This is a genomic window from Micromonospora sp. NPDC048843 (assembly GCF_040649965.1).
Taxonomy (GTDB): Bacteria; Actinomycetota; Actinomycetes; order Mycobacteriales; family Micromonosporaceae; genus Micromonospora; species Micromonospora hortensis.
Genome location: NZ_JBEZGJ010000005.1, coordinates 58540 through 80855 on the forward strand (window position 1 = coordinate 58540; position 22316 = coordinate 80855).

Genomic DNA, 22316 nt, shown 5'->3' on the forward strand with positions numbered 1-22316 from the left:
CCCCAGGCCGAAGGTCCAGCCGCTAAGGCTGAGGCTCGGCCGGCCGGGTCGAACCGTCCACGGCGAGCACCTGCGGGATGACCTGTTCGACGATTGTCAGCAGGGTCGTGGTGAGCAGTAGGTGCACCTGGGCGCGGGTCAGCGCGCCACGTTGAAGCCATTCGCGGGCGGTCGAGGTGGCCAGACCCCCGTACGCCCGGACCATCCCGCGCAGCTCCTCGCGGTGCTCCGCCTCGCCGGCCAGCCCGACGGCGACCAGCATGCGGTCCGCGGCGACCTCCTCGGCCTCGGCGAGCACCCGCTCCACGTCGGCGTCGCCGCCCATTCCCCGGGCGGTGACCGCCGCCAGCCACGAGGTGCTGTGCCGGGAAACCACGTCGAGGAACCAGGTGACGCTGGCGTCGACCCGGGTCCGGAGATCACCCTTGGGCAGCCGCTCCAGGGCGACCTCGGGGATGGTCACCATGACCCGGACGACCTCCAGATAGAGGTCCTTCTTCGCACCGAAATAGTGGTTGACCAGGCCGCGAGCGACACCTGCCTCACGGGCGACGTCGGTGGTCGACACGTCCGCGTACGGGCGCTCACCGAACAGCCGGACCGCGCAGGCCAGGATCTGCCCACGCCGGGCGTCCGGCTCCAGACGGCGGCGGCGCGGAGCCGTCTCGACACTCATCTGCCCGACCCTATCGACAGCTCACCGACCAGCCGCCGTTCGTCACCATGATCACCACAGGCCCCGGCGACGCCGGACCAGGTGTCGGCCCAGGTGGCGCAGATTGGACGCCTCGGAGTAGAGCGCCGCGTTGACTACCGTCAAGTGATGGGTGAAGTCCCGGGTCCGCTGGTCGGTCCTCACGAGCTGCAAGACCTGCTCGGCGTGAGCCGGACCCGCATGCGCCAGCTCATCCGCTACCCGACCTTGCCCGCGCCGTTCCAACGGCTGCACGGCACGACGGTCTGGCTGCGTGCTGATGTCGAGGCGTGGATCGCCGAGCACCGCCCGCCGCGCCCCACCGACGGCGACGAGGCCGAGTAGTTCGCACGCTCCGCCTCGCGCCCCCACTCGCCGCCCGCCAGTGATGTCTGACAGCAGCGGGTTCGCGCGATCGATGCACCTCCACAACCCCGCGCCCCGCACCACGCACGCCTCGGGGCGGGGCATGCTCCCGCAATCTTGGACAGTTTCCGTTAGCTCGTAACGGAAACTGTCCAAGATCTCCGCGTACACGACAGTGGCAGCCTCCCCGTCGGCGCGCAGCCTTCCCGGCCCGCGTGCCGCCCGGACGACCGTCGATCATGGAGTTGTGGTGGGCGACATGGCCGCGCGTTCCCTCTTTGTGAAGCACCACAACTCCATGATCGACGATGTCTGGGGCCTGGGCCGGCGATCTCGTACTGCCGTAGCCCCAGTCAACCCTGGCGGATCCCGCCCAGCGGCGCCGGGTTGCGGACCGGACGTCCCGACGTGTGCCTGGCCACCGGGGCCCGGCGGCTGATCACGACTTATTGACATGCCGCCAACAGCGCGCGAGGGTGGTGCACATGCCGACCCCCCCGCCCGACGGCTCCCCCTCCCAGTGGCGCGAGCCGGAGCATGACGACCTGGCCGAACTGGCCCGCACCTTCTTCACCAAGGAGGTGTTGCCGCACGCCGAGCGCCTTCAGGAGCAGGGCCATCCGGACCGCGAGCACTACCGGCGCGCCGGTGAGCTGGGGCTGCTCGGCCTGTCGGTCCCGGAGGAGTACGGCGGTGGGGGCGGCGGGTTCACCCACGAGGCGGTGCTGCTGCACGAGCAGGCGTACGCCGGGGAGAGCAGCCTCGGCCTGGCCGTCCACAGTGGCATCGTCACCGGTTACCTGGTGGCGTACGGCAGCGAGGAGCAGAAGCGACGCTGGCTACCCGGCCTGTGCAGCGGTGAGCTGGTCGGCGCCATCGCGATGACCGAGCCGGACGGGGGCTCGGATCTTCAGGCGATGCGTACCCGGGCGGTCCGCGAGGGCGACGACTACCTGGTGACCGGCGCGAAGACGTTCATCACCAACGGTGGTGTGGCCGACCTGGTCATCGTGGCTGTGAAGACGGACCCCGAGCAGCGGGCGGCCGGCGTCTCGCTGCTGGTCTGCGAGGTGGGCGGCGACCCGGAGGGCTTCCGGCGGGGTCGACTGCTGTCCAAGATCGGCCTGCACGCCAACGACACTGCGGAGTTGTTCTTCGACGAGTTCCGGGTGCCGGCGGCCAACCTGCTCGGCGGCGCCGAAGGGCTGGGCTTCGTCCAGCTCATGCAGCTACTGCCGCAGGAACGGCTGGTCATCGGCGTCGGCGCGGTCGCCGCCATGGAACGGGCGGTCGCGCTGACCGTCGCGTACGCCAAGGAGCGCACCGCCTTCGGTAAGACCCTGATGGGTCACCAGAACACCCGAATGGTGCTCGCCGAGTGCGCCACCCGCGCCCGGGTCAGCCGCGTCTTCCTGGACGACTGCATCGTCCGCCACACGCGTGGTGACCTGGACGTTTCCACAGCGGCGATGGCGAAGTCGTGGCTCACCGAGGGGCAGTGTGAGGTCGTCGACCGGTGCCTCCAACTCTTCGGCGGCTACGGCTACACGACGGAGTACCCGATCGCCCGGATGTACGCCGACGCCCGCGTCCAGAAGATCTACGGCGGCACCAACGAGATCATGAAGGAGTTGATCGCCCGTGCTCTCTGAGGCGTACGTCTATGACGCGGTCCGCACCCCGCGCGGACGCGGCCGGGACACCGGTGCCCTGCACGGGGTCAAGCCCATCTCCCTGGTGGTCGGCCTGATCGACGCGTTGCGGGAGCGCAACCCCGGCCTGGACGTTGGCCGGCTGGAGGATCTGCTGCTCGGCATCGTGACCCCGGTCGGTGAGCAGGGCGGCGACCTGGCGCGGGCGGCCGCGTTGCTGGCCGGGCTGCCCGACCAGGTGGGTGGGGTGCAGCTCAACCGGTTCTGCGCCTCCGGGTTGGAGGCGGTCAACTCCGCCGCCGCGCGGATCCGCTCCGGCTGGGAGCATCTGCTGCTCGCCGGCGGGGTCGAGTCGATGTCCCGGGTGCCGATGGGCTCCGACGGCGCGGCCTGGGCCACCGATCCGCAGACCGCGCTGGCCACGTCGTTCGTGCCGCAGGGCGTCAGCGCGGACCTGATCGCCACCCTGGAGGGCTTCACCCGCGACGACGTGGACGGCTACGCGCTGCGGTCGCAGGAGCGGGCCGCCAAGGCGTGGGCCGGCGGGTACTTCGCCCGCTCGGTGGTGCCGGTCCGCGACGGCAACGGGCTGGACATCCTCACCGTCGACGAGCACCCGCGCCCGGAGACGACCCGGGAGGCGCTGGCCAAGCTCACCCCGTCCTTCGCCACGATGGGTGAGGCGGCCGGCTTCGACGCTGTCGCGTTGCAGAAGTTCCACTGGCTGGAGGCCATCGAGCACGTCCACCACGCGGGCAACTCGTCAGGCATCGTGGACGGGGCGGCGCTGGCGCTGATCGGTTCGGAGCAGGTCGGTCAGGATCTCGGCCTCACTCCGCGCGCCCGGATCGTCGGGGCGGCGGTCACCGGCGCGGACCCGACGCTCATGTTGACCGGGCCGATCCCGGCCACCCACAAGGCGCTCGCCGTCGCCGGGCTAACAGTCGACGACATCGACCTGTTCGAGATCAACGAGGCGTTCGCCGCCGTGGTGCTCAAGTACGTCCGCGACCTGGGCCTCGACCCGGACCGGGTGAACGTCAACGGCGGCGCTATCGCGCTCGGCCATCCGCTCGGTGCGACCGGAGCGATGCTGCTCGGTACGGCGTTGGACGAGTTGGAGCGCCGCGACCTGCGCCGTGCCGTGGTGACCCTCTGCATCGGCGGCGGCATGGGCGTCGCCACAGTTCTCGAGCGCTGCTGACCCGGAGGACGACAATGACAAACACCATCCGGTACGACCGCGGCGCCGACGACATCGTCACGCTCACACTGGACGACCCCACCCAGTCCGCCAACACCATGAACCGGGCGTACGCCGCCTCGATGAGCGCCGCGCTGGACCGGCTGGAGGCCGAGAGCGATCTCGTCGGCGTCATCGTGACCAGCGCGAAGTCGACCTTCTTCGCCGGCGGCGACCTGCCCGAGATGATCCGGGCCACCCGCGCCGACGCGCCCGACCTAGCCGCCCTGCTCGGTGCCATCAAACGGGACCTTCGCCGGCTGGAGACGCTGGGCCGACCGGTGGTCGCCGCTGTCAACGGCTCCGCGCTCGGAGGCGGCCTGGAGATCGCCCTCGCCTGCCACCACCGGATCGCGCTGGACGCGCCCGGCAGCCGGCTCGGGTTGCCCGAGGTGACACTGGGCCTCCTGCCCGGGGCGGGCGGTGTCACCCGGACCGTGCGGATGCTCGGCCTGGCCGGCGCGCTGACCACGGTGCTGCTCACCGGCCGACGGATGCGCCCGGCCGACGCCATGTCCGCCGGGCTGGTCGACGAGGTGGTCGCCACGCCCGCCGAGCTGCTGGACCGGGCGCGGGCCTGGATCGCGGCGAACCCGCACCCGGCGCAGCCGTGGGACCGGCCGGACTATCGGATGCCCGGCGGCACCCCGGCAAGCCGCTCGCTGGCCGCACAACTACCCGCCTTCCCGGCGACGCTGCGCAAGCAGCTCAAGGGCGCCCGGCTGCCCGCGCCCGAGGCGATCCTGGCCGCCGCCGTCGAGGGCGCACAGGTCGACCTGGAGACCGCCCTGACCGTGGAGACCCGGCACCTGATCGGCCTACTCACCGGCCAGGTAGCCAAGAACATGATCGGTGCGTTCTTCTTCGACCTGAAGGCCGTCAATGGTGGCGCGGCCCGACCGGCCGATGTGGACGCCGCACCGGTACGCCGGGTGGCGGTGCTCGGGGCCGGCATGATGGGCGCGGGCATCGCGTACGCCTGCGCCAAAGCCGGGCTGGACGTCGTGGTCAAGGACGTCACGCCGGAGGCCGCCGGCCGGGCCCGGGAGCACGCCGAGCGGTTGCTGGCCCGCGCGGTACGCAAGGGTCGCACTACCGAGGCGGACGCCCGCGCCGTACTGGACCGGATCACCACCACCGACAAGGTGGACGCGGTGGCCGGCTGCGACGCGGTCATCGAGGCGGTCTTCGAGGACCCGGCGCTGAAACAGCAGGTCTTCGCCGAGGTGCTGCCCGTGCTGGCGCCCGACGCGCTGCTCGCCTCCAACACCTCCACCCTGCCGATCACCGAGCTCGCCGCCGGCGTGGACCGACCGACGGACTTCATCGGCATGCACTTCTTCTCCCCGGTGGACCGGATGCCGCTGTTGGAGATCGTGGTGGGCGAGCGGACCGGGGACGTGGCGCTGGCCCGGGCGTTCGACCTGGGCCGGCGGATCGGCAAGACCCCGATCGTGGTCAACGACGGCCGGGGTTTCTTCACCAGCCGGGTGATCGGCAAGTTCATCGACGAGGCTGTCGGCATGGTCGCCGAGGGTGTCCCCGCCGCATCGGTGGAGCAGGCCGCCCTTCAGGCCGGCTACCCGACCGGGCCGCTGGCGCTGGCCGACGAGGTCAGTCTCACGCTGATCCAGCGGATCCGCCGCCAGTTCGAGGCGGCCAGCGAGGAGTTCCGCCCGCTGCCGGCGCACCGACTGGTGGACGAGCTGGTCGACGCGTACGACCGGCCGGGGCGCGCCGCCGGACGGGGCTTCTACTCCTACGACGACGGCACCAGGGGCCGACTGTGGCCCGGTCTCGCCGACCTGATCACCGACGCGGGTCGGGCGGTGCCGTTCACCGACCTTCAGGAGCGGATGCTCTTCGCCGAGGCGCTTGACGCGCTGCGCTGCCTCGACGAGGGGGTGCTGCGCACCGAGACCGACGCCAACATCGGCTCGATCTTCGGCATCGGCTTCCCGGCGTGGACGGGCGGGGTGATCCGCTACGTCCGGCAGTACGCGGGCGGCCCCGCCGGCTTCGCGGCCCGTGCCACCGAGCTGGCCGGCATCTACGGCGACCGGTTCACGCCCCCCCGCCGACCTGGCCGACCGGCTCGCCGCCTTGCGGGCCGAACCGGCTGACGTCGCGTGATGGCGGCACGCGGCGGACCGTTGGCCGGGGTACGCGTGGTCGAGCTGGCCAGCCTCGCCCCGGCGCCGTTCGGCTGCATGGTGCTCGCCGACCTCGGCGCGGACGTGGTGCGGGTGGACCGGCCGGGCGCTCCGGGAGCGGGCCGGCTGGCCGCGCCGACCAGCGGGCCGTTGCAACGCGGGCGGCGGGTCACCGCGCTGGACCTGAAGTCCCCGGCCGGGGTGACGGACCTGCTGCGCCTCGCCGAACGCGCGGACGTGCTGGTCGAGGCGTACCGGCCGGGGGTGGCCGAGCGGCTCGGCATCGGGCCGGAGGTGTGCCAGGCCCGCAACCCCCGACTGGTGTACGCGCGGATGACCGGCTGGGGCCAGGACGGCCCGCTGGCAGCCCGAGCCGGGCACGACATCGACTACATCGCGGTGGCCGGGGCGTTGGAGCCGCTGGGACGGGCCGGCGAGCGCCCGTACGCGCCGATGAACCTGCTCGGCGACTTCGGCGGCGGCGGGATGCTGCTCGCCGTCGGGGTGCTGGCCGCGCTGCTGGAGCGGGAGCGCTCCGGTTTCGGCCAGGTGGTCGACGCGGCGATGGTGGACGGCTCGGCGCTGCTCACCTCGTTCCTGCACGGGCTGCTCGGCACCGGCCTGTGGGCCGCCCCGCGTGGGCGCAACATGTTCGACGGCGGGGCACCGTTCTACGACACGTACGCCACCGCCGACGGGGGATTCATGGCGGTCGGCGCTATGGAACCGGCCTTCTACGCCGTACTGCTCACCGGCCTCGGCCTCGCCGACGACCCGGACCTGCCCGCCCAGTACGACCCGAGCGGCTGGGACGAGCTGCGCCGCCGTTTCACCGAGCGGTTCGCCGAGCGCACCCGGGACGAGTGGACGGCGGTCTTCGCCGACCTGGACGCCTGCGTCGCGCCGGTGCTCGCCCCCGGCGAGGCGCACGAGCACCCGCACAACGCCGCCCGGGGCACGTTCGTCGAGGTGGGCGGCGAGATCCAGCCGGCGCCCGCACCCCGCTTCGACCGAACGCCGACCGCGCGGCCAACCCCGGCACCAGATCCGGAGCGGGACGTCCTACCGGTAGAGGACATCCTCACCAACTGGCCGCAACACCCCTGACCAGGCGCGTGCAGGCGCGCCGACGGCCCGGCCTGCCGTTGCGGTGGCTGGTAGCGTTGACGACCTCACGATCCGCAACCTCCCGTCCGGCGGGAGGCGCAAGATCTCCGCTTTGCTGCTGGAGGGTCTTGCCATGGCTGAAACCGATCGGGTTGCGGCTGCCTCGCGCACTCGTCTGCACCTGCTGACCGCGGTCAACGCCCGGAAGGACGCGGGCAGCAGCCCCACGGGGATTGTCGGGCGGAGCCTCGCGCGGCAACTGCTGGACGCTGGGGACCGCGTGCGTGTTCTCGCCGAATCCGACCAGGTGGCTGGCTGGCCCGACGGGGTCGAGGTCGTCGAGGGGTCCATCACCCGGCCGCTCGATCACGTCCAGGTCTACGACGACGTCGACGGCGTCTTCCTCGCCGGAGCCTCGCCGACGACGGTGCGGGATGCCCTGGATGTCGCCGGTGGTGCCGGTGTGCGGCGAATCGTCGTGCTGTCCTCGCACGGGCCGGAGTACGAGGAGAGCTACCCGCCCGAGACCTGGTTCTGGCTGGCGATCGAGCGGGCTGTCGAAGGCTCCGGGATGGAGTGGGTGCACATCCGGCCGTCGGCGGTGATGGGCTCGGTGATCGAGGGCACCTATCCGGCCACCGGCTCGGACTGGCCAGAGATGGTCAGGGGCGAGGGCACCGTACGGGAGGCGTACCTGGACGGCGGGCACTACCCCTTCATCCACGAGGACGACCTCGCCGCTGTCGCGTTGGCGGCGCTGCGTACCGACGACCATGTCGGCACTGTCCTCGAAGCGGTCGGGCTGCCGATCAGCAGCCGTTCGCGGGTGGCGAGCATCGCCAGAGCGGTCGGCCGCGACATCGTCGCCATCGAGGTGACGCCCGACTACAGCCGCGCGCGTTGGCGGCGTCGCGGCTGGCCCGACAGCGGTATCGACGTGACCCTGTACGCCCTTGAGGAGTACGGCACGCGCCTCGCTGACCTCACCCAGTGGACGCTCGACCAGCGGCCGGCCGTGCGCGAGATCATCGGCCGTCCGCTACTCGGCTTCGACGGCTGGGCGGTCGAGAATGCTCGACTGTTCCGCTGAACGTTCCGTCGAGTTGATCAAGAGGTTCGCGTCAGGGATTCGCCCTCTGGTGACGCAAACTTCTTGATCAACCGGGTTGGACGGGGGTGGGGACGGGTGGGGATGGGGGTGGGGGTGGGGGTGGGGGTGGCGGGAGTGGTACCAGGTGGCGAAGAGGGCCGCCGCCAGGAGCAGCTCGGCAAGGTCACCGCCGTAGTACATGAGTTGGGCGGCCGAGCGGAACGCTTCCGGATCCCGGTCGCTGAGGCCGGGCGGGAGGGTTTCGGCCTGGGCGTACAGGTATTTGGCCAGCACTGCGTGGCCGGCCGCCGCGCCGAGGAGGGCACCGATACGCACCGCTAGTCCGGGGCGACGCGGCGCCGGGTCCGGCCCGGCCAATGACCAGGCGAAGAGGTACCCGGCGGCCAGGTAGTGCAGGTGCACGGCGTGGTGCAGGACGGGCTGCCGTTCGGCCGCCGCGTACAGCGGGGTGAGCAGCACCAACGCCAACCCGCCGGTGGTCAGCAGCGCGGCGGTGACCGGATGGGCGAGCAGGTGCAGGGGGCGGGCGCGCAGCAGCCGGCCGACCGCTCGGCGTACCGGCGGCGGCGAGACCCGCAGCAGCAGCGTCACCGGGGCGGCGAGCACCAGCCCCAGCGGGGCCAGCATGCCGAGCAGCAGGTGCTGCGCCATGTGCCCGCTCGGGTTGTCGGGGAGCTGGGCCAGTGGCCCGACGGCGACCGCCAGCAGGGCGCAACCGACCAGCCAGGAGGCGGTACGTCGGTGGTCCCAACCCCGCGGGTCCCGAGCGGCGGCCAGCACGTAACCGACCGCCAACACCGCGACCGGGAACAGCGGTAACCAGGTGGGCCCGGCCGCGCTGTGCTCGGCGTGCGCCAGCGGCCCGGCCAGCATCATCGGGGGCCGGCGCGGCGGGAGCGGGCCCGCCACAGGACTGCGACGCCGGCCAGCAGCAGCACCGCTCCGGAGATGTTCCAGACCACGTCGTACGGCACCAGGTGTACGCCGTAGCGGATCTGGTGCAGCCGGAGCACCTTGTGGTCGACGAGCCCGTCGAAGAGCTGGAACCCTCCGGCGCCGACCAGGAAGCCACCCCAGGCCAGCCGGCTCGCCAGGGCATGCCGTCGACGCAGGTCGGCGAACCAGAAGAACCCACCGACCAGGGCGATCACCTCGGCGGCGTGCAGCAGCCCGTCCGAGAGCAGCGCCACCGAAGGGGTGGAGCGGTCGTAGAAGTGGTGCCAGGCGAGGAGTTGGTGAAAGACGATCTCGTCCACCGCGGCCATGATCGCGATGCCGATCAGGACGCCGACGAGGGTGGAGGAACGAACGTCGGCGGAACGCGGCCTCGGCAGGCTCGAATCGACCACCACACACCTCGCAGTCAGCTCGGATCAGGCCGCAAATACCCCGAAGCGGATGAAACATGCCGGGCCAGGGCGACGGGAAGGCCCAACGGGCCGGTGGCACATCCCCGTTTCGTGACTCCCGGGCCACTGACGGCATGATCATGGAGCCTGGAGGGGCAGCGATAGCCAGAGCCGGAGAAGAACGAGAACCAGATCCCGAGAAGGAGGTGCCCGTGCCGGACGCTGACGAACTCGTCGCCAACGCGCTCGCGGCGGTGCGCGGCACTGACGTACGGAAGGCCGAACGGCAGCTGGACCAATTGATGGTCGGCACCGGCGCCGCGGACGGCACCACCGCTGTGGACGCGGCTCTGCTGCGTCGCCTGGTCCGCGGCCTGGGCCGACTCTGGCCGCGCGGTTGGCAACCGCTCGACGTGGACCGGATCACCGGTCGACGGCTCGACGCCCGCGCGGCCCGGCTGGTGCGCGACGCGATGGCCGTCCAGCGGCGCGACCAGGCCGAGCCGGTCCCGGCCTGGTGGGACGACCAGCTACGCGAGCTGGTGGCCACCGAGGGCGGTGCCGACGGCAGCGTGCTGGCCGGTTGGGCCAGCCGGGAGGGTCTGGACCGGGCCGACGCGCTCCGCGCGGCAGTGGACACTCTCGCGCTGGTGGAGAGCCTGCCGCCGATCGCTGTGCTGCGCCCACCGCCGGGCACGGCCGGCGCGGCGACCGCCCGGACGGCCGGTCGGTCGCGCAGCGGGTCACCGATGCTGGACCGGGTACGGGCGCTGCTGGCGAAGGCCGAGTCGACCACCTTCCCGGCGGAGGCGGAGGCGCTGACCGGGAAGGCCCAGGAGCTGATCGCCAGGCACAGCATCGACGAGGCGCTGCTGGCGGCCGGGTCGGAGCGCGGAGACCTGCCCGGCGGCGTACGTCTGAGCACCGACACCCCGTACGCGGGCGCGAAGGCGCTGCTGGTGCAGGAGGTCGCGGCGGCGAACCGGTGCGAGGCGGTCTGGTCCGACGATCTCGGCTTCGCCACAGTGCTGGGCTGGCCGGCCGACCTGGTGGCGGTGGAGTTGCTCTACACGTCGCTGCTGGTCCAGGCCACTGCGGCGATGCTGCGGGGGCGTGCCGAGCGACGGCCCGGGTCGGGGCGACGGACGAAGGTCTGGGACGAGTCCTTCCTCAACGCGTTCGCGCTGCGGATCGGCGAGCGGCTGCGCACGGCCACCGAGGCGGCGACCGAAGCGGCGGACCAGGCGGCGGCCGAGACCGTCGGGGCGGAACGGCTGTTGCCGGTGCTCGCGGCGCGGGGCGAGGCGGTCCGGGAGCGGTTGGACACGCTCTTCCCCGGCGTCACCCGGCACCGGCTCAGCGTGCGCGACGCCGAAGGCTGGTCGTCCGGCACCTCGGCCGCGGACCGGGCTTCGCTGGACGTCGGCGGCGCCCGGAAGCCCCGACAGGTGCCCGGCCGACCCGATCCGCGCTGAACCATCCGGCGTGGGAGCGCCACCGGCGGACGTTTCTGCGATGTTCTTCGGTACGCGGTAGGGATCGGGGGAACGGCTCCGACCCTTCGGTGAGTCGCCCCCCGATCGGGGTGCGACCAGAGCCTGAGGAGCATCGCCGTGAAGTACATGCTGCTGATCTGGAACCGGCCCGGCTTCACCGAGGGGCTGAGCGAGCAGGAGCGCACCGCCCTCTTCGGTGAGGTCGACGAGATCATGAAGGAGCTGACCGAGACCGGCGAGCTGATCGGCGGCCAGGCGTTGGCCAATCCGTCGCAGACGTTGACGGTGCGGCTCGTGGACGGCAGCCCCGAGGTCCTCGACGGCCCGTTCATGGAGAGCAAGGAGCAGTTCGCCGGTTACCTGGCCGTCGACTGCGACACCCCGCAGCGGGCTGCCGAGATCGCCGCCCGCTGGCCGGACGTTCGGTACGGCGGCGCGATGGAGGTCCGCCCGATCATGGACGAGGCCGGGACGGAGATGTGACCGAGGACCGGACGGTCGAGGATCTGCTGCGCACGTTCGCGCCTCAGGTCCTCGGCCTGCTGGTCCGTCGGCACGGACAGTTCGACAGGTGCGAGGACGCGGTCCAGGAGGCGCTGCTCGCCGCCGCGACGCAGTGGCCCGGGCAGGGCGTACCGGACAATCCCCGCGCCTGGTTGCTCACAGTGGCCACCCGTCGGCTCACCGACGAGTGGCGCAGCGAGAGCGCGCGCCGGGACCGCGAGGTGGCGGTGGCGCGGCGCGAGCCGGCGTACGCCGGGGTGGCGCCCGCGGCGGACGCGGAGCCCGCCGTTGCGGCCGACGACGACACCCTCACGCTGCTGTTCCTCTGCTGCCACCCGGCGCTGCCCGGATCGGCGCAGGTAGCGCTCACACTGCGGGCGGTCGGCGGCCTCAGCACCGCCCAGATCGCCAGGGCACACCTGGTGCCCGAGGCGACGATGAGTCAACGGATCCGGCGGGCCAAGCAGCGGATCGAGGCTGCCGGGGCCCGGTTCACAATGCCCGGGCCGGCCGAGCGGGGCGAGCGGCTCGGAACGGTGCTGCGCGTGCTGTACCTGATCTTCAACGAGGGCTACACCGCGTCCAGTGGCCCGGACCTTCGCCGGGCCGAGTTGACCGGCGAGGCGATCCGGCTGGCTCGCATCCTGCGCGGGCTGCTGCCCGACGACGGCGAGGTGACCGGGCTGCTGGCGCTGATGCTGCTGACCGACGCGCACCGGGCGTCCCGGGTAGGGCCGGACGGAGAGTTGGTGCCCCTCGCCGAGCAGGACCGTTCCCGGTGGGACGCCGCCGCCATCGTCGAGGGGGTCGCCCTGATCACCGAGGCGCTGACCTGGTCGCCGCCCGGCCCGTACCAGCTCCAGGCGGCGATCGCCGCCGTGCACGCCGAGGCGTCGACGGCGGCGGAGACGGACTGGCGGCAGATCGTCGCGCTCTACCGACTGCTCGCCCGGATCGCGCCGAACCCGATGGTCACCCTCAACCAGGCGGTGGCGGTGGCCATGGTCGACGGGCCCCGAGCCGGGCTCGCCCTGCTCACGCCGTTGGACGCCGACGAACGCACGGCCGGGCACCACCGGCTGGCCGCCGTCCGGGCTCACCTGTTGGAGCTGGCCGGGGAGGTCGGTGCGGCGCGGGAGGCGTACCTGGTGGCGGCGCGGGGCACCACGAGCCGGCCCGAGCAGCGCTACCTGGAGGTACGGGCGGCCCGGCTGACCGGGCAGGAGTGAGTCACCTCGTCTTGCCGTTTTGGCAACAATCTTTGCGCGTCGCCCGGTCGCCGGTCACAGTCGGGGGCGACGCGCGAAGGAGCAGGCACAGATGAGCGAGCAGCACGAGTTCGACAAGAACTACTGGGAGCGGCACTGGCACCAGGACCACGACCGTTCCGGCGCGATGAGCACGAGTCCCGCGCACCCGTACCTGGCCCGGGAGGTCGGCGCTCTTGCACCGGGCTCGGCGCTGGACGCCGGGTGCGGCGCGGGCGCCGAGGCGATCTCACTCGCCGCCCACGGCTGGCAGGTCACCGCCGTCGACATCGCACCCGTCGCGCTCGCCCGAGCCGCCGAACGCGCAGCGGAGAGCGGCGTCTCCGAGCGCGTGCGGTGGGTGGAGGCGGACCTGACGGCCTGGGCCCCTCAGACGCGGTTCGACCTGGTCACGACGCACTACGCGCACCCCGCGATGCCGCAGTTGGCCTTCTACGACCGCGTCGCCGGTTGGGTGGCCCCCGGCGGCACCCTCCTGATCGTCGGGCATCTGCACACCTCGGACGCCAGCGAGCCAGGGCACGGGCACGCGCACGGACACGGGCACGGACACGGGCACGGACACGGGCACCGCCCGCCGGACGAGGCATCGGTCACCCTCGCGGACATCACCGCCGGCCTGGACAGCACCACCTGGGAGATCATCACCGCCGAGGAGCACCGCCGCACGGTGCCGGGCCGGGAGGCGCCGCTGCACGACGTGGTCGTCCGCGCCACCCGACGCCTCTGAGCACACCGCTGCCGACCGTCGGACGTCCCGGCGGCCGGCAGCGGCGGTCACACCTCGGGTTCGACGGCCGGGCAACTGGCACCCCGGGCGGGCACCACCTGATCGATCAGGTACGAGTCGACGGCTCGTTGCACGCACTGACTGCTGCTGTAGCTGCCGTGCCCCCACCCCTGGTAGGTGAGCAGCGCGCCGTGCCGACCCAACTGCCGCGCCACGTTGCGCGCCCAGCCGTAGCCGCTGGCCGGGTCGTGCACTGTGGCCGCGAGCAGCAGCGGCACATCGGTGTGGATCCGTAGCCGATGCTGCGGGTTGGCCACCGGCGTCGGGGTGCCCAGGCAGGTGACCAGGGCGAACAGCGCCGGCGGGTAGCGCAGGTCGGGCGCGAGCCGGGCCGTCCTGCGCAGATGTCCGGCGTACTCGCTGTAGTCGCGGACCGGCAGGCTCCAGTCCTGACAGAAGACCGCGAAGGGGTACGGAGCCACGGCCTCGTCCGTCAGCGGACGAACGCTCGGCGTGGTGGCGGTGCCCTCCAGTCGGACGATCCACTCGGCCAGCTCCGGCCACCGCCAGGTGTCGTAGAGCTTCTTGTGGGCGAGGCGGCTCAACTCGAACGGGGCGAGCGCGGCCCCGGCCCGGTCCGGGTCGGTCAGCGAGCCACGCTCGGCCCGGGCGTGCAGCCCGGCCCAGCCGGCCCGAACGTCCCGACCGCGCAGGACGCAGCCGTCCGAGCGGGCGCACCAGGCCAGGAACTCGTCGAACGCGCCCTCAGCGGTGACGGCCTGGGTGTCCAGGAAGGCGCGGGTGCCGAGGCTGTGGTCCATCGCGGCCTCCAGCACCATGGCCCGGACCCGGTCGGGGTACAGCTCGGCGTACCGCTGCCCGAGCAGGGTGCCGTACGAGCTGCCGTGGAAGGTCAACTGCCGTTCGCCGAGCGCGGCGCGGACCGCGTCCAGGTCGCGGGCGGCGCTGGTGGTGTCGACGTGGTCGTAGAGCGCCCCGGTGCGGGCCCGGCAGTCGGCGCGCAGCAGCGCGTTGTTGGCCAGCACGGCATCGAACTGGGCCTGGTCGGCGATCAGTTGCGGTTGCCGGGCGAGCAGGTCCCGGGCACACACCACCGGGTGGCTGCCGCCGGTGCCGCGTGGGTCGAAGCTGACGATGTCGAACCGGGCACGCAGGTCGGCACTGAACCGGGAGCTGCCGTTCACCACCCTGTCGACCCCGCTGTCGCCCGGCCCGCCGGGGCCGAAGATCAGCGCGCCTTCCCGGGTGGCCGGGTCGGCGACCCGGCGGGCCAGCGACAGGTCGAAGCGCTCGCCCAAGGGTCGGTGCCAGTCCACCGGCAGCGACAGGGTGCCGCACTCGGCGCTGGTGTCAGTGGCGCAGGGCCGCCAGTCGATCGTCGGGGCGGGCTGTGGTCGGGCGGCGGCCGGGCTCGCCGGAGTCAGGCCGGCGGCTGTCAGGGCCAGGGCGACCGCCCAGCCGACTGCGGATTTGCGTACGCGCAGCATGAGGTGCTGTCCTCTCCTCGAAGGAGCGTTGCCGGTGAAACTCGCCCACTGGGCGAGGTGATGCTGCTTCCACCCGGGCCGTCGAGTAGCCGCTCGACGGCCCGGGGCCTCTCGTCCGCCGGGTCAGTCGACCTCGCGCAGGACGCGTTCGAGCGTTGTCATCCGGGTCTCCATCCCGCCCAGCCGGCCGTCCATGGTCGCGAGCAGTCGGGCGTTCTCCGCCTGGGCCTGAGCGGCCGTCTCGGCGAGCCGGCGGTAGTCGTCCGCCCGGTCCGCCTCGTACCGGGCCCGGCGGGTCTTGGCGAGCTGCACGACGGTCACAGTGACCACGCTGATCAGGAAGGCGAAGATGCCGATCGCGCCGACCACCTCGGTCCAGTCGTGCTCGCTCATCGCTGTGCTCCCGGCTGCTCGCCCGAGTCGGGCACTGTCAGCGTCTCGACGGCGGCCGCGATGATCGCGGGGGTGAGTGTGAGCACGAACGGCTCCACCTCGTAGTAGTTCATGGCCTTCCCGTCCTCCGACAACTCCAGGCGGGCGGTGACCAGCCCGGCCGCCGCCAGCTTCCGTAGGTGGACCTGCAACAGCGCCCGGCTGATGCCCAGTTGCCGGGCCAGCCCGCTGACGTACGCACGCTCACGGGCCAGTGCGGCGACGACCCGCAGCCGGTGCGGGTTGGCCAGGGTGGCCAGCACACGGACCAGGTCGTCGCCGGTCGGCGGTGAGGCGGTGCTCATAACGAGCCCTTGCACATGCCAAGGAAAGCTAGCAGGTGCCGGCGAGCTGCGGTGCGGGACGAAAGCGGAATCAGGGGGATCTCAGGGTCGGCGAAAGAGGCCGGACACACAGCACGCCGGGCCGGTGATGATCACCGGCCCGGCGTGCGGGTTACGTCGTACGTCAGCTCTTGAAGGCGTCCTTGATCTTCTCGCCCGCCTGCTTGAGCTTGGCGGTGGACTGGTCAGCGCGACCCTCCGCCTCCAGCTGCTCATTGTCGGTGGCCCGACCGGCGCCTTCCTTCAGCTTGCCGGTCGCGTCCTCGGCGGCGTTGTTGATCTTGTCGTCGAATCCCATTGCCAACCTCCATTGCAAGCGTCGCTACAACGACAGAGGTACCCCCGCCGTCGCCGGTCCAACCATTACCCCCGTCACAGATCGGCGGCGGCCGGGCGAAAGCGACGCAGGCGCAGGCTGTTGGCCACCACGAAGACCGAGGACAGCGCCATCGTGGCGCCGGCGATCATCGGGTTGAGCAGCCCGGCGGCGGCCAACGGCAGGGCCGCCACGTTGTAGCCGAACGCCCAGAACAGGTTGCCCCGGATGATGCCGAGCGTGCGCCGGGACAACCGGATGGCGTCCACCGCGGCGTCCAGGTCGCCCCGGACGAGGGTGAGGTCGGCCGCCTCCATCGCCACGTCGGTGCCGGTGCCCATGGCCAGGCCCAGGTCGGCCTGGGCCAGCGCCGGGGCGTCGTTGACCCCGTCACCCACCATCGCCACCGACCGTCCCTCGGCCTGGAGCCGCTTGATCACGTCGACCTTCCCGGCAGGCAGCACCTCGGCGATCACCTCGTCGACGCCCACCTCGGCGGCGACCGCGTGCGCCACTGTGGTGTTGTCCCCGGTCAGCAGGACCGGGGTCAGCCCCAGCCCGCGCAGCCGAGCCACCGCCGCCCGGCTGGTCGGCCGGACCACGTCGGAGACAGCGAGCACGCCCCGGGCCCGCCCGTCCCAACCGGCGACGATCGCCGTACGACCGGCCGCCTCGGCGTCGCGCACTGCCCACTCGACCTCCGGCGGTACGTCGAACTCGTGCTCGCGCAGCAGCCGGACCCGGCCTACCAGCACGGCCCGCCCGTCGACAGTGCCGGTCACCCCGAGCCCTTCGAGGTTGCCGAAGGCGGTCACCGGGAGCAGCGCGCCCGCGTCGCTGGCAGCGGCGGCTACGGCACGGGCGATCGGGTGCTCGGAGGCGGCCTCCACCGCCCCGGCGAGCCGAAGCAGCTCGGCCCGGTCCACACCGCTCGCCGGCACCACGTCCACCACCGTCATCCGGCCGGTCGTCACGGTGCCGGTCTTGTCGAGCACCACGGTGTCCACCCGGCGGGTCGACTCCAGCACCTCCGGGCCCTTGATCAGCACGCCGAGCTGGGCGCCCCGACCGGTGCCGACCAGCAGCGCGGTCGGGGTGGCCAGGCCGAGCGCGCACGGACAGGCGATGATCAGCACGGCCACGGCGGCGGTGAACGCGGCGGTCGGGCCGGCCCCGGTGCCGAGCCACCAGCCGAGCGTGCCGACGGCGAGGGTGATGACGATCGGCACGAAGACCCCGGAGATCCGGTCCGCCAACCGCTGCACTGCCGCCTTGCCGCTCTGCGCCTGCTCCACCAGGTCGGCCATCCGGGCGAGCTGGGTGTCAGTGCCGACCCGGGTGGCAGTGACGATCAGCCGCCCACCCGCGTTGATCGTGGCGCCGACCACGCCGTCACCCGGAGCGACCTCGACCGGCACCGACTCACCGGTGAGCATGCTGGCGTCGACAGCGGAGGTGCCCTCGTCCACCACCCCGTCGGTGGCGATCTTCTCCCCGGGGCGGACCACGAACCGGTCACCGACGGCGAGCCGGTCCACGGGGATCAGGGTCTCCACGCCGTCACGCAGCACCGTCACGTCCTTGGCGCCGAGGTCGAGCAGGGCGCGTAGGGCGGCGCCGGCGGTCCGCTTGGACCGGGCCTCGAAGTAGCGGCCGGCCAGGATGAACACTGTGACCCCGGCGGCCGCCTCCAGGTAGATGTTGCCGGCGCCGTCGGTCCGGGTGATGTCGAAGCGGAACGGGTGCGTCATGCCGGGCATCCCCGCGTCACCGAGGAAGAGCGCCCAGAGCGACCAGCCGAACGCGGCCAGGGTGCCGAGCGACACCAGGGTGTCCATGGTGGCCGCGCCGTGCCGCAGGTTGGTCCAGGCGGCCCGGTGGAACGGCAGCCCACCCCAGACCACCACCGGGGCGGCCAGGGTCAGCGACAACCACTGCCAGTAGTCGAACTGCCAGGCCGGGACCATGGCCAGCAGGACCACCGGCACGCTCAGGGCCACCGACACCCAGAGCCGGGTACGCGGCCCCCGCAGCGGGTCCACCGGGGGTTCGGCGCTGGGCGGGGCCGGCAGCGCCGCCGTGTAACCGGTCTTCTGCACCGTCCCGATCAGGTCGTCAGGCGTGACGCCGTCGGCGTACCGGACGGTCGCCTTCTCGGTGGCGTAGTTGACGGTGGCGCTCACACCGTCCATCCGGTTGAGCTTCTTCTCGATCCGGGCGGCGCACGCGGCGCAGGTCATCCCGCCGATAGCCAGTTCGATCCGGTTCGGCGCCTCGGGCAGCGGTCTGCTGGTGGTGGTCATCGTCTGGTCCCGTCAGTTGTGTCCGTGCCCGGGGGTGCCGTGGTCGGCCCCGCCGGTCGGTGCGGGCCCGCTCGGGGTGGGGGCTGCTGCTCCGGTCGGGGCACCGCCGGTCACCACTGTGAACTCGGCGGTGTGCACCCGCCCGCCGTGTTGGAAGTCGAGGTAGAGCCGGTAGCTGCCGGCCGAGGGCACCTCCGCGAGGAAGGTGACGGCCGGACCGGGCCGGGTGCGCCCATCGCCTGGCGTCCCGTCCGGGTGCACGTGCAGGTACGCCAGATCACCCCGACGTAGTGCCACGAGGTGCCCGTACGCGCCCAGGTAGGGCTCCAGGTCGGTGACCGGCTGCCCGTCCCGGCTGACGGTCAGTGTCAGCGGCGACGTGCGGCCGGGCTGCGGCGTGCCGGTCAGTGTGACCGTGTAGCCGTCGACTGTGGTGCTGGTCGCCGGGGCGGGCAGCGGCCGTTCGGTCAACTCGCCGGGGACTGTCACGTCCACGCCGAGGGTCAGCGGCTCACCCCCGGTCGGGGCGAAGTCCGCGAACGCCCGCCACTGCCCGGGGCCGGCCAGCGGGGTGTCGACCCGCCAGGTGCCGTCCGGGGCCAGCTCGGGGTGGACGTGACGGAAGCCGGAGAGGTCCCGACGGGCGACGATCAGGTGCATCTGCTTGTCGTGCGCCACGTCGTACCGGGTGACCGGGCGGCCGTCCGGGCCGGCGATCCGGAAGGCGAACTCGTCGGCCGGGGCGTCGACCGGTTCGAGGGTGTAGCCGCGTTCGGAGACGAGCAGCCCGCCGGGGAGCCGGTCGGCCGTCCCGCCCCGCTCGCCCGTCGCAGGAGCGGCATCGCCGTCGTGCCGGCCCTCGACCACCGGGGCGCGGTCGACCACCCGGCCGATCCCGTACGTCGTGCCGAAGATCGCCGCCAGGCCGACGGCGAACCCGGCCAGTCTCGTCACGGTGCGCACGCCGGCCCGCCGATCACGCGTCGACGAGGTCGTAGCCGGCCTCGTCGACTGCGGCTCGAACAGTCGCGGTGTCCAGCGGCTGATCGCTGCTGACGGTGACGCGGCCGGCCTCGAGGTCGACCTTGACGTCACGCACGCCCGCGATGGCACCGACCTCGGCGCTGACCGCGCTGACACAGTGCCCGCAGGTCATGCCCTGCACCTGGTACGTCGTGTCGACCATCGTTCGTCTCCTTCGGGGTACCGGTACCCGGTGGGGGTATCTCAACAGAACCGACCGTACCATACCCCCTGGGGGTACGCTATCGTTGTCGACATGACGGCACCCACCCCGATCCGCGGATACACCGCCAGCAAGGATCAGCTGCTCGCGCGGCTCCGCCGCGTCGAGGGGCAGGTCCGGGGCATCGAGAAGATGGTCGACGACGACCGCTACTGCATCGACGTGCTCACCCAGATCTCCGCCATCCAGGCCGCCCTCGACAAGGTGGCCCTCGGGCTGCTCGACGGGCACGCCCGGCACTGCATGCACGAGGGCGCCGCCGAGGGCCGGGCCGACGAGATGGCCACCGAGATGATGGCGGCGGTCGGCCGGCTGATGAAGCGCGGCTGACAGCGCTCAGTCCGGCGCGGGGTCGAGACGGACCCGGCGCAGCAACTGCGCGTTGAGCGCCACCACGATGGTGGACGCCGACATCAGCACCGCGGCCAGCGCCGGGCTCAACGCCACGCCGGCCCAGGCCAGCACCCCGGCGGCCAGCGGCAGCGCCACCACGTTGTAGCCGGCCGCCCAGGCCAGGTTCTGTCGCATCTTCCGGTACGACGCCCGGGACAGCCGGACCACGGCCGCCACCCCACGCGGGTCCGAGGATGCCAACACCACACCGGCGGACTCGATTGCCACATCCGTGCCCGCGCCGATCGCGATGCCCACGTCCGCCCGGGCCAGCGCCGGAGCGTCGTTCACCCCGTCACCGACCATCGCCACCACCAACCCCCGCCGCTGCAGCTCGGCCACCCGATCGTCCTTCTCCGCCGGCAGCACCTCGGCGAAGACCTCGTCGACGCCAGGTCGGAAGCCGAGGTCGGCCGCGACCGCCTCGGCCACCGACCGAGCGTCACCAGTGATCATGGCGATGGTGCGGACACCCTCGGCTCGCAGCTCGTCGACGGCACGCCGGGCCTCCGGACGCACCTCGTCGGTCAACGCGAACGCACCGAGCACGGCGTCCGGTAGCCGCACCAGGTGCAACACCGCGGCACCCCGCGCCGACCACCGCCCGGTCGCCGCCTCCAGCTCCGCCGGGACCGAAAGGCCCAGCTCGCGCAGCAGCGCCGGCCCGCCCACCGCATACTCCGTACCGTCGATCGTCGCCTGCACACCGCGGCCCGGCAACGACCGGAACCCGGCCGCCCGGGCCGGGCCGGCCCGGCCTGCCGCCGCCACTATCGCCCGGGCCAACGGATGTTCGCTCTCCGACTCGACACCGGCCGTGATCCGCAGCAGCTCGTCCCGCTCGACGCCGGACGCCGTCACCAGATCGGTCACCCCGTGCTCGCCCCGGGTCAGCGTGCCGGTCTTGTCGAAGAGCACCGCGCCGACAGTCCGCATCCGCTCCAGGGCCAACCGGTCCTTGACCAGAATCCCGGACCGAGCGGCGAGCGCCGTGGAGAGCGCGACGACCAACGGGATGGCGAGACCCAGCGCGTGCGGGCAGGCGATCACCAGGACGGTGACCGCACGGACCACCGCCTCGTCCGGCTGACCGAGCGCGGTCCAGACCAGCACCGTCAGCACGGCGGTGCCGGTGGCCAGGTAGAACAGCGCGGCCGCGAACCGATCGGCCAACAGTTGGGCTCGCCCACCGGAAGCCTGGGCCTGCGCGACCATGCGCTGGATGCCAGCGAGGGCGGTCTGCTCACCCAACGCCTCGACGCGCACCCGGATCGCCGAGTCGGTGGCGACGGTGCCGGCCACCACCCGGTCGCCCGTCGACCGGGCGACCGGCCGTGACTCCCCGGTGATCATCGACTCGTCCAGCTCGGCGCGGCCCTCGACGACCCTGCCGTCCGCCGGCACCCGACCCCCCGGCCGGACCAGCACCACGTCGCCGATCCGCAGACCGGTCACCGGCACCTCCTCGACCCGCCCGTCCGCCGCCACCCGTTCGGCGTCGTCCGGCAACAGCGCGGCCAGCGCCGCCAGCGCTCCCCGGGCCTGCCCGATGGCCTTCATCTCCTGCCAGTGCCCGAGCAGCATGATGGTGACCAGCGCGGCCAACTCCCACCAGAAGTCCAGGTCGAAGGCGCCGACGCTGGTCGCCAGCGACGCGGCGTACGCGACGGTGATCGCCATCGCGACCAGCAGCATCATCCCGGGCGCCCGGTCCCGCACCTCCCGAACCGCACCAACCAGGAACGGCCAACCGCCCCACCAGAACACCACCGAGCCGAGCACCGGCCCCACCCAGGCCCGACCGGGGACGTCGTTCCCGGACAGGCCCAGCTGATCCGACACGAGACGACTCGTCAGCACCACCGGGATGGTCAACACCAGGCAGACCCAGAACCGGCGGCGGAACATCGCCGGATCGTGCCCGGCGTGCTTGTCGTGCGCGGCGTGCCCGGCGTGTTTCTCGTGCGGCATGGGTCCGGCGCGTCGCTGGCGATCGGGGTCGGGCGGTGACGGAGCGGGCATGGCTCCAACATGCCGCCCCGGAGACCGCCACGCGAGCGGTTCGGCCGCCCGACACTCCGCCACGACCTGCAACCCCCAG

General features: G+C 72.6%; 22 protein-coding genes. 11 read left to right on the forward strand and 11 right to left on the reverse strand.

The window, feature by feature from the left end; translation table 11 throughout:
- Positions 1 to 22: 22 nt before the first annotated feature.
- Positions 23 to 676: a TetR/AcrR family transcriptional regulator gene (locus AB0C20_RS02455; RefSeq protein ID WP_357186467.1), complete on the reverse strand. Its 654-nt coding sequence runs from the start codon at positions 674 to 676 to the stop codon at positions 23 to 25.
- A 147-nt stretch (positions 677 to 823) separates the two neighbouring features.
- Here AB0C20_RS02455 and AB0C20_RS02460 point away from each other — a divergent pair, with 147 nt between their 5' ends.
- The 6 genes from AB0C20_RS02460 (at position 824) to AB0C20_RS02485 (ending at position 8305) form a co-directional block, all read left to right on the forward strand.
- Complete coding sequence (locus AB0C20_RS02460; protein ID WP_357186470.1) at positions 824 to 1039, forward strand: hypothetical protein; 216 nt, start codon at positions 824 to 826, stop codon at positions 1037 to 1039.
- 506 nt (positions 1040 to 1545) lie between these two features.
- Positions 1546 to 2712, forward strand: coding sequence for an acyl-CoA dehydrogenase family protein (locus tag AB0C20_RS02465; protein ID WP_357186473.1), 1167 nt, complete (start codon positions 1546 to 1548; stop codon positions 2710 to 2712).
- On the forward strand, positions 2702 to 3916 hold the full coding sequence (locus AB0C20_RS02470; protein ID WP_357567070.1) for an acetyl-CoA C-acetyltransferase: 1215 nt from the start codon (positions 2702 to 2704) through the stop codon (positions 3914 to 3916). The genes AB0C20_RS02465 and AB0C20_RS02470 overlap by 11 nt, the downstream gene beginning before the upstream one ends.
- A gap of 14 nt (positions 3917 to 3930) precedes the next feature.
- A complete protein-coding gene (locus AB0C20_RS02475) occupies positions 3931 to 6078 on the forward strand; it encodes a 3-hydroxyacyl-CoA dehydrogenase NAD-binding domain-containing protein (protein WP_357567071.1) in 2148 nt (715 codons plus the stop codon).
- 9 nt (positions 6079 to 6087) lie between these two features.
- On the forward strand, positions 6088 to 7215 hold the full coding sequence (locus AB0C20_RS02480; RefSeq protein WP_357186482.1) for a CaiB/BaiF CoA-transferase family protein: 1128 nt from the start codon (positions 6088 to 6090) through the stop codon (positions 7213 to 7215).
- A gap of 133 nt (positions 7216 to 7348) precedes the next feature.
- The gene (locus tag AB0C20_RS02485; protein ID WP_357567073.1) at positions 7349 to 8305 is read left to right on the forward strand and encodes an NAD(P)H-binding protein; all 957 of its coding nucleotides are present in this window, start codon (positions 7349 to 7351) and stop codon (positions 8303 to 8305) included.
- Here AB0C20_RS02485 and AB0C20_RS02490 read toward each other — a convergent pair.
- Together AB0C20_RS02490 and AB0C20_RS02495 are read right to left on the reverse strand one after the other, a co-directional pair.
- Positions 8255 to 9202, reverse strand: a complete 948-nt coding sequence (locus AB0C20_RS02490; protein ID WP_357567074.1) for a cytochrome c oxidase assembly protein — start codon at positions 9200 to 9202, stop codon at positions 8255 to 8257. The two genes, AB0C20_RS02485 and AB0C20_RS02490, sit on opposite strands and share 51 nt — an antisense overlap.
- A complete protein-coding gene (locus AB0C20_RS02495; protein ID WP_357189175.1) occupies positions 9199 to 9675 on the reverse strand; it encodes a DUF2243 domain-containing protein in 477 nt (158 codons plus the stop codon). Before AB0C20_RS02495 ends, AB0C20_RS02490 begins: the two co-directional genes overlap by 4 nt.
- Positions 9676 to 9887: 212 nt before the next feature.
- On the opposite strand from AB0C20_RS02495, the gene AB0C20_RS02500 reads away from it, so the two are divergent.
- From AB0C20_RS02500 to AB0C20_RS02515, 4 genes are all read left to right on the forward strand, one after another.
- Positions 9888 to 11150: a DUF2786 domain-containing protein gene (locus AB0C20_RS02500; protein WP_357567075.1), complete on the forward strand. Its 1263-nt coding sequence runs from the start codon at positions 9888 to 9890 to the stop codon at positions 11148 to 11150.
- Between the two features lie 147 nt (positions 11151 to 11297).
- Complete coding sequence (locus AB0C20_RS02505) at positions 11298 to 11654, forward strand: YciI family protein (RefSeq protein ID WP_357189185.1); 357 nt, start codon at positions 11298 to 11300, stop codon at positions 11652 to 11654.
- Positions 11651 to 12904 carry a DUF6596 domain-containing protein gene (locus tag AB0C20_RS02510; RefSeq protein WP_357189171.1) on the forward strand — a complete coding sequence of 418 codons (1254 nt, stop codon included), beginning with the start codon at positions 11651 to 11653 and terminating at the stop codon, positions 12902 to 12904. Before AB0C20_RS02505 ends, AB0C20_RS02510 begins: the two co-directional genes overlap by 4 nt.
- A gap of 91 nt (positions 12905 to 12995) precedes the next feature.
- Entirely contained in the window at positions 12996 to 13673 is a 678-nt protein-coding gene (locus AB0C20_RS02515) for a class I SAM-dependent methyltransferase (RefSeq protein WP_357567077.1), read from the forward strand.
- 47 nt (positions 13674 to 13720) lie between these two features.
- Here AB0C20_RS02515 and AB0C20_RS02520 read toward each other — a convergent pair whose 3' ends face one another.
- From AB0C20_RS02520 to AB0C20_RS02550, 7 genes are all read right to left on the reverse strand, one after another.
- Complete coding sequence (locus AB0C20_RS02520) at positions 13721 to 15181, reverse strand: alpha/beta hydrolase (protein WP_357567079.1); 1461 nt, start codon at positions 15179 to 15181, stop codon at positions 13721 to 13723.
- 123 nt (positions 15182 to 15304) lie between these two features.
- Positions 15305 to 15574 (reverse strand): hypothetical protein, encoded by a 270-nt coding sequence (locus AB0C20_RS02525; RefSeq protein WP_357189165.1) that lies wholly within the window; start codon positions 15572 to 15574, stop codon positions 15305 to 15307.
- Positions 15571 to 15918 carry a helix-turn-helix domain-containing protein gene (locus AB0C20_RS02530; RefSeq protein ID WP_357189163.1) on the reverse strand — a complete coding sequence of 116 codons (348 nt, stop codon included), beginning with the start codon at positions 15916 to 15918 and terminating at the stop codon, positions 15571 to 15573. The genes AB0C20_RS02525 and AB0C20_RS02530 overlap by 4 nt, the downstream gene beginning before the upstream one ends.
- Positions 15919 to 16081: 163 nt before the next feature.
- Positions 16082 to 16255 (reverse strand): CsbD family protein, encoded by a 174-nt coding sequence (locus AB0C20_RS02535; RefSeq protein ID WP_357567080.1) that lies wholly within the window; start codon positions 16253 to 16255, stop codon positions 16082 to 16084.
- A 74-nt stretch (positions 16256 to 16329) separates the two neighbouring features.
- A complete protein-coding gene (locus AB0C20_RS02540; RefSeq protein WP_357567081.1) occupies positions 16330 to 18576 on the reverse strand; it encodes a heavy metal translocating P-type ATPase in 2247 nt (748 codons plus the stop codon).
- A gap of 12 nt (positions 18577 to 18588) precedes the next feature.
- Positions 18589 to 19539, reverse strand: coding sequence for a hypothetical protein (locus tag AB0C20_RS02545; RefSeq protein WP_357567082.1), 951 nt, complete (start codon positions 19537 to 19539; stop codon positions 18589 to 18591).
- 13 nt (positions 19540 to 19552) lie between these two features.
- The gene (locus AB0C20_RS02550; RefSeq protein WP_357189157.1) at positions 19553 to 19762 is read right to left on the reverse strand and encodes a copper ion binding protein; all 210 of its coding nucleotides are present in this window, start codon (positions 19760 to 19762) and stop codon (positions 19553 to 19555) included.
- Between the two features lie 93 nt (positions 19763 to 19855).
- Between AB0C20_RS02550 and AB0C20_RS02555 the strand changes: the two genes are divergently transcribed.
- Positions 19856 to 20152, forward strand: coding sequence for a metal-sensitive transcriptional regulator (locus tag AB0C20_RS02555; RefSeq protein WP_030329541.1), 297 nt, complete (start codon positions 19856 to 19858; stop codon positions 20150 to 20152).
- Between the two features lie 6 nt (positions 20153 to 20158).
- On the opposite strand, the gene AB0C20_RS02560 is transcribed toward AB0C20_RS02555, so the two are convergent.
- On the reverse strand, positions 20159 to 22186 hold the full coding sequence (locus tag AB0C20_RS02560; protein ID WP_357567083.1) for a heavy metal translocating P-type ATPase: 2028 nt from the start codon (positions 22184 to 22186) through the stop codon (positions 20159 to 20161).
- Positions 22187 to 22316: the final 130 nt, after the last annotated feature.

Bases quoted from the DNA above. Each gene is read 5' to 3' on its own strand.
- AB0C20_RS02455 (WP_357186467.1), bottom strand. From the start codon at position 676: ATGAGTGTCGAGACGGCTCCGCGCCGCCGCCGTCTGGAGCCGGACGCC.
- AB0C20_RS02460 (WP_357186470.1), top strand. From the start codon at position 824: ATGGGTGAAGTCCCGGGTCCGCTGGTCGGTCCTCACGAGCTGCAAGAC.
- AB0C20_RS02465 (WP_357186473.1), top strand. From the start codon at position 1,546: ATGCCGACCCCCCCGCCCGACGGCTCCCCCTCCCAGTGGCGCGAGCCG.
- AB0C20_RS02475 (WP_357567071.1), top strand. From the start codon at position 3,931: ATGACAAACACCATCCGGTACGACCGCGGCGCCGACGACATCGTCACG.
- AB0C20_RS02480 (WP_357186482.1), top strand. From the start codon at position 6,088: ATGGCGGCACGCGGCGGACCGTTGGCCGGGGTACGCGTGGTCGAGCTG.
- AB0C20_RS02485 (WP_357567073.1), top strand. From the start codon at position 7,349: ATGGCTGAAACCGATCGGGTTGCGGCTGCCTCGCGCACTCGTCTGCAC.
- AB0C20_RS02490 (WP_357567074.1), bottom strand. From the start codon at position 9,202: ATGATGCTGGCCGGGCCGCTGGCGCACGCCGAGCACAGCGCGGCCGGG.
- AB0C20_RS02505 (WP_357189185.1), top strand. From the start codon at position 11,298: ATGCTGCTGATCTGGAACCGGCCCGGCTTCACCGAGGGGCTGAGCGAG.
- AB0C20_RS02515 (WP_357567077.1), top strand. From the start codon at position 12,996: ATGAGCGAGCAGCACGAGTTCGACAAGAACTACTGGGAGCGGCACTGG.
- AB0C20_RS02520 (WP_357567079.1), bottom strand. From the start codon at position 15,181: ATGCTGCGCGTACGCAAATCCGCAGTCGGCTGGGCGGTCGCCCTGGCC.
- AB0C20_RS02525 (WP_357189165.1), bottom strand. From the start codon at position 15,574: ATGAGCGAGCACGACTGGACCGAGGTGGTCGGCGCGATCGGCATCTTC.
- AB0C20_RS02530 (WP_357189163.1), bottom strand. From the start codon at position 15,918: ATGAGCACCGCCTCACCGCCGACCGGCGACGACCTGGTCCGTGTGCTG.
- AB0C20_RS02535 (WP_357567080.1), bottom strand. From the start codon at position 16,255: ATGGGATTCGACGACAAGATCAACAACGCCGCCGAGGACGCGACCGGC.
- AB0C20_RS02540 (WP_357567081.1), bottom strand. From the start codon at position 18,576: ATGACCACCACCAGCAGACCGCTGCCCGAGGCGCCGAACCGGATCGAA.
- AB0C20_RS02550 (WP_357189157.1), bottom strand. From the start codon at position 19,762: ATGGTCGACACGACGTACCAGGTGCAGGGCATGACCTGCGGGCACTGT.
- AB0C20_RS02555 (WP_030329541.1), top strand. From the start codon at position 19,856: ATGACGGCACCCACCCCGATCCGCGGATACACCGCCAGCAAGGATCAG.
- AB0C20_RS02560 (WP_357567083.1), bottom strand. From the start codon at position 22,186: ATGCCGCACGAGAAACACGCCGGGCACGCCGCGCACGACAAGCACGCC.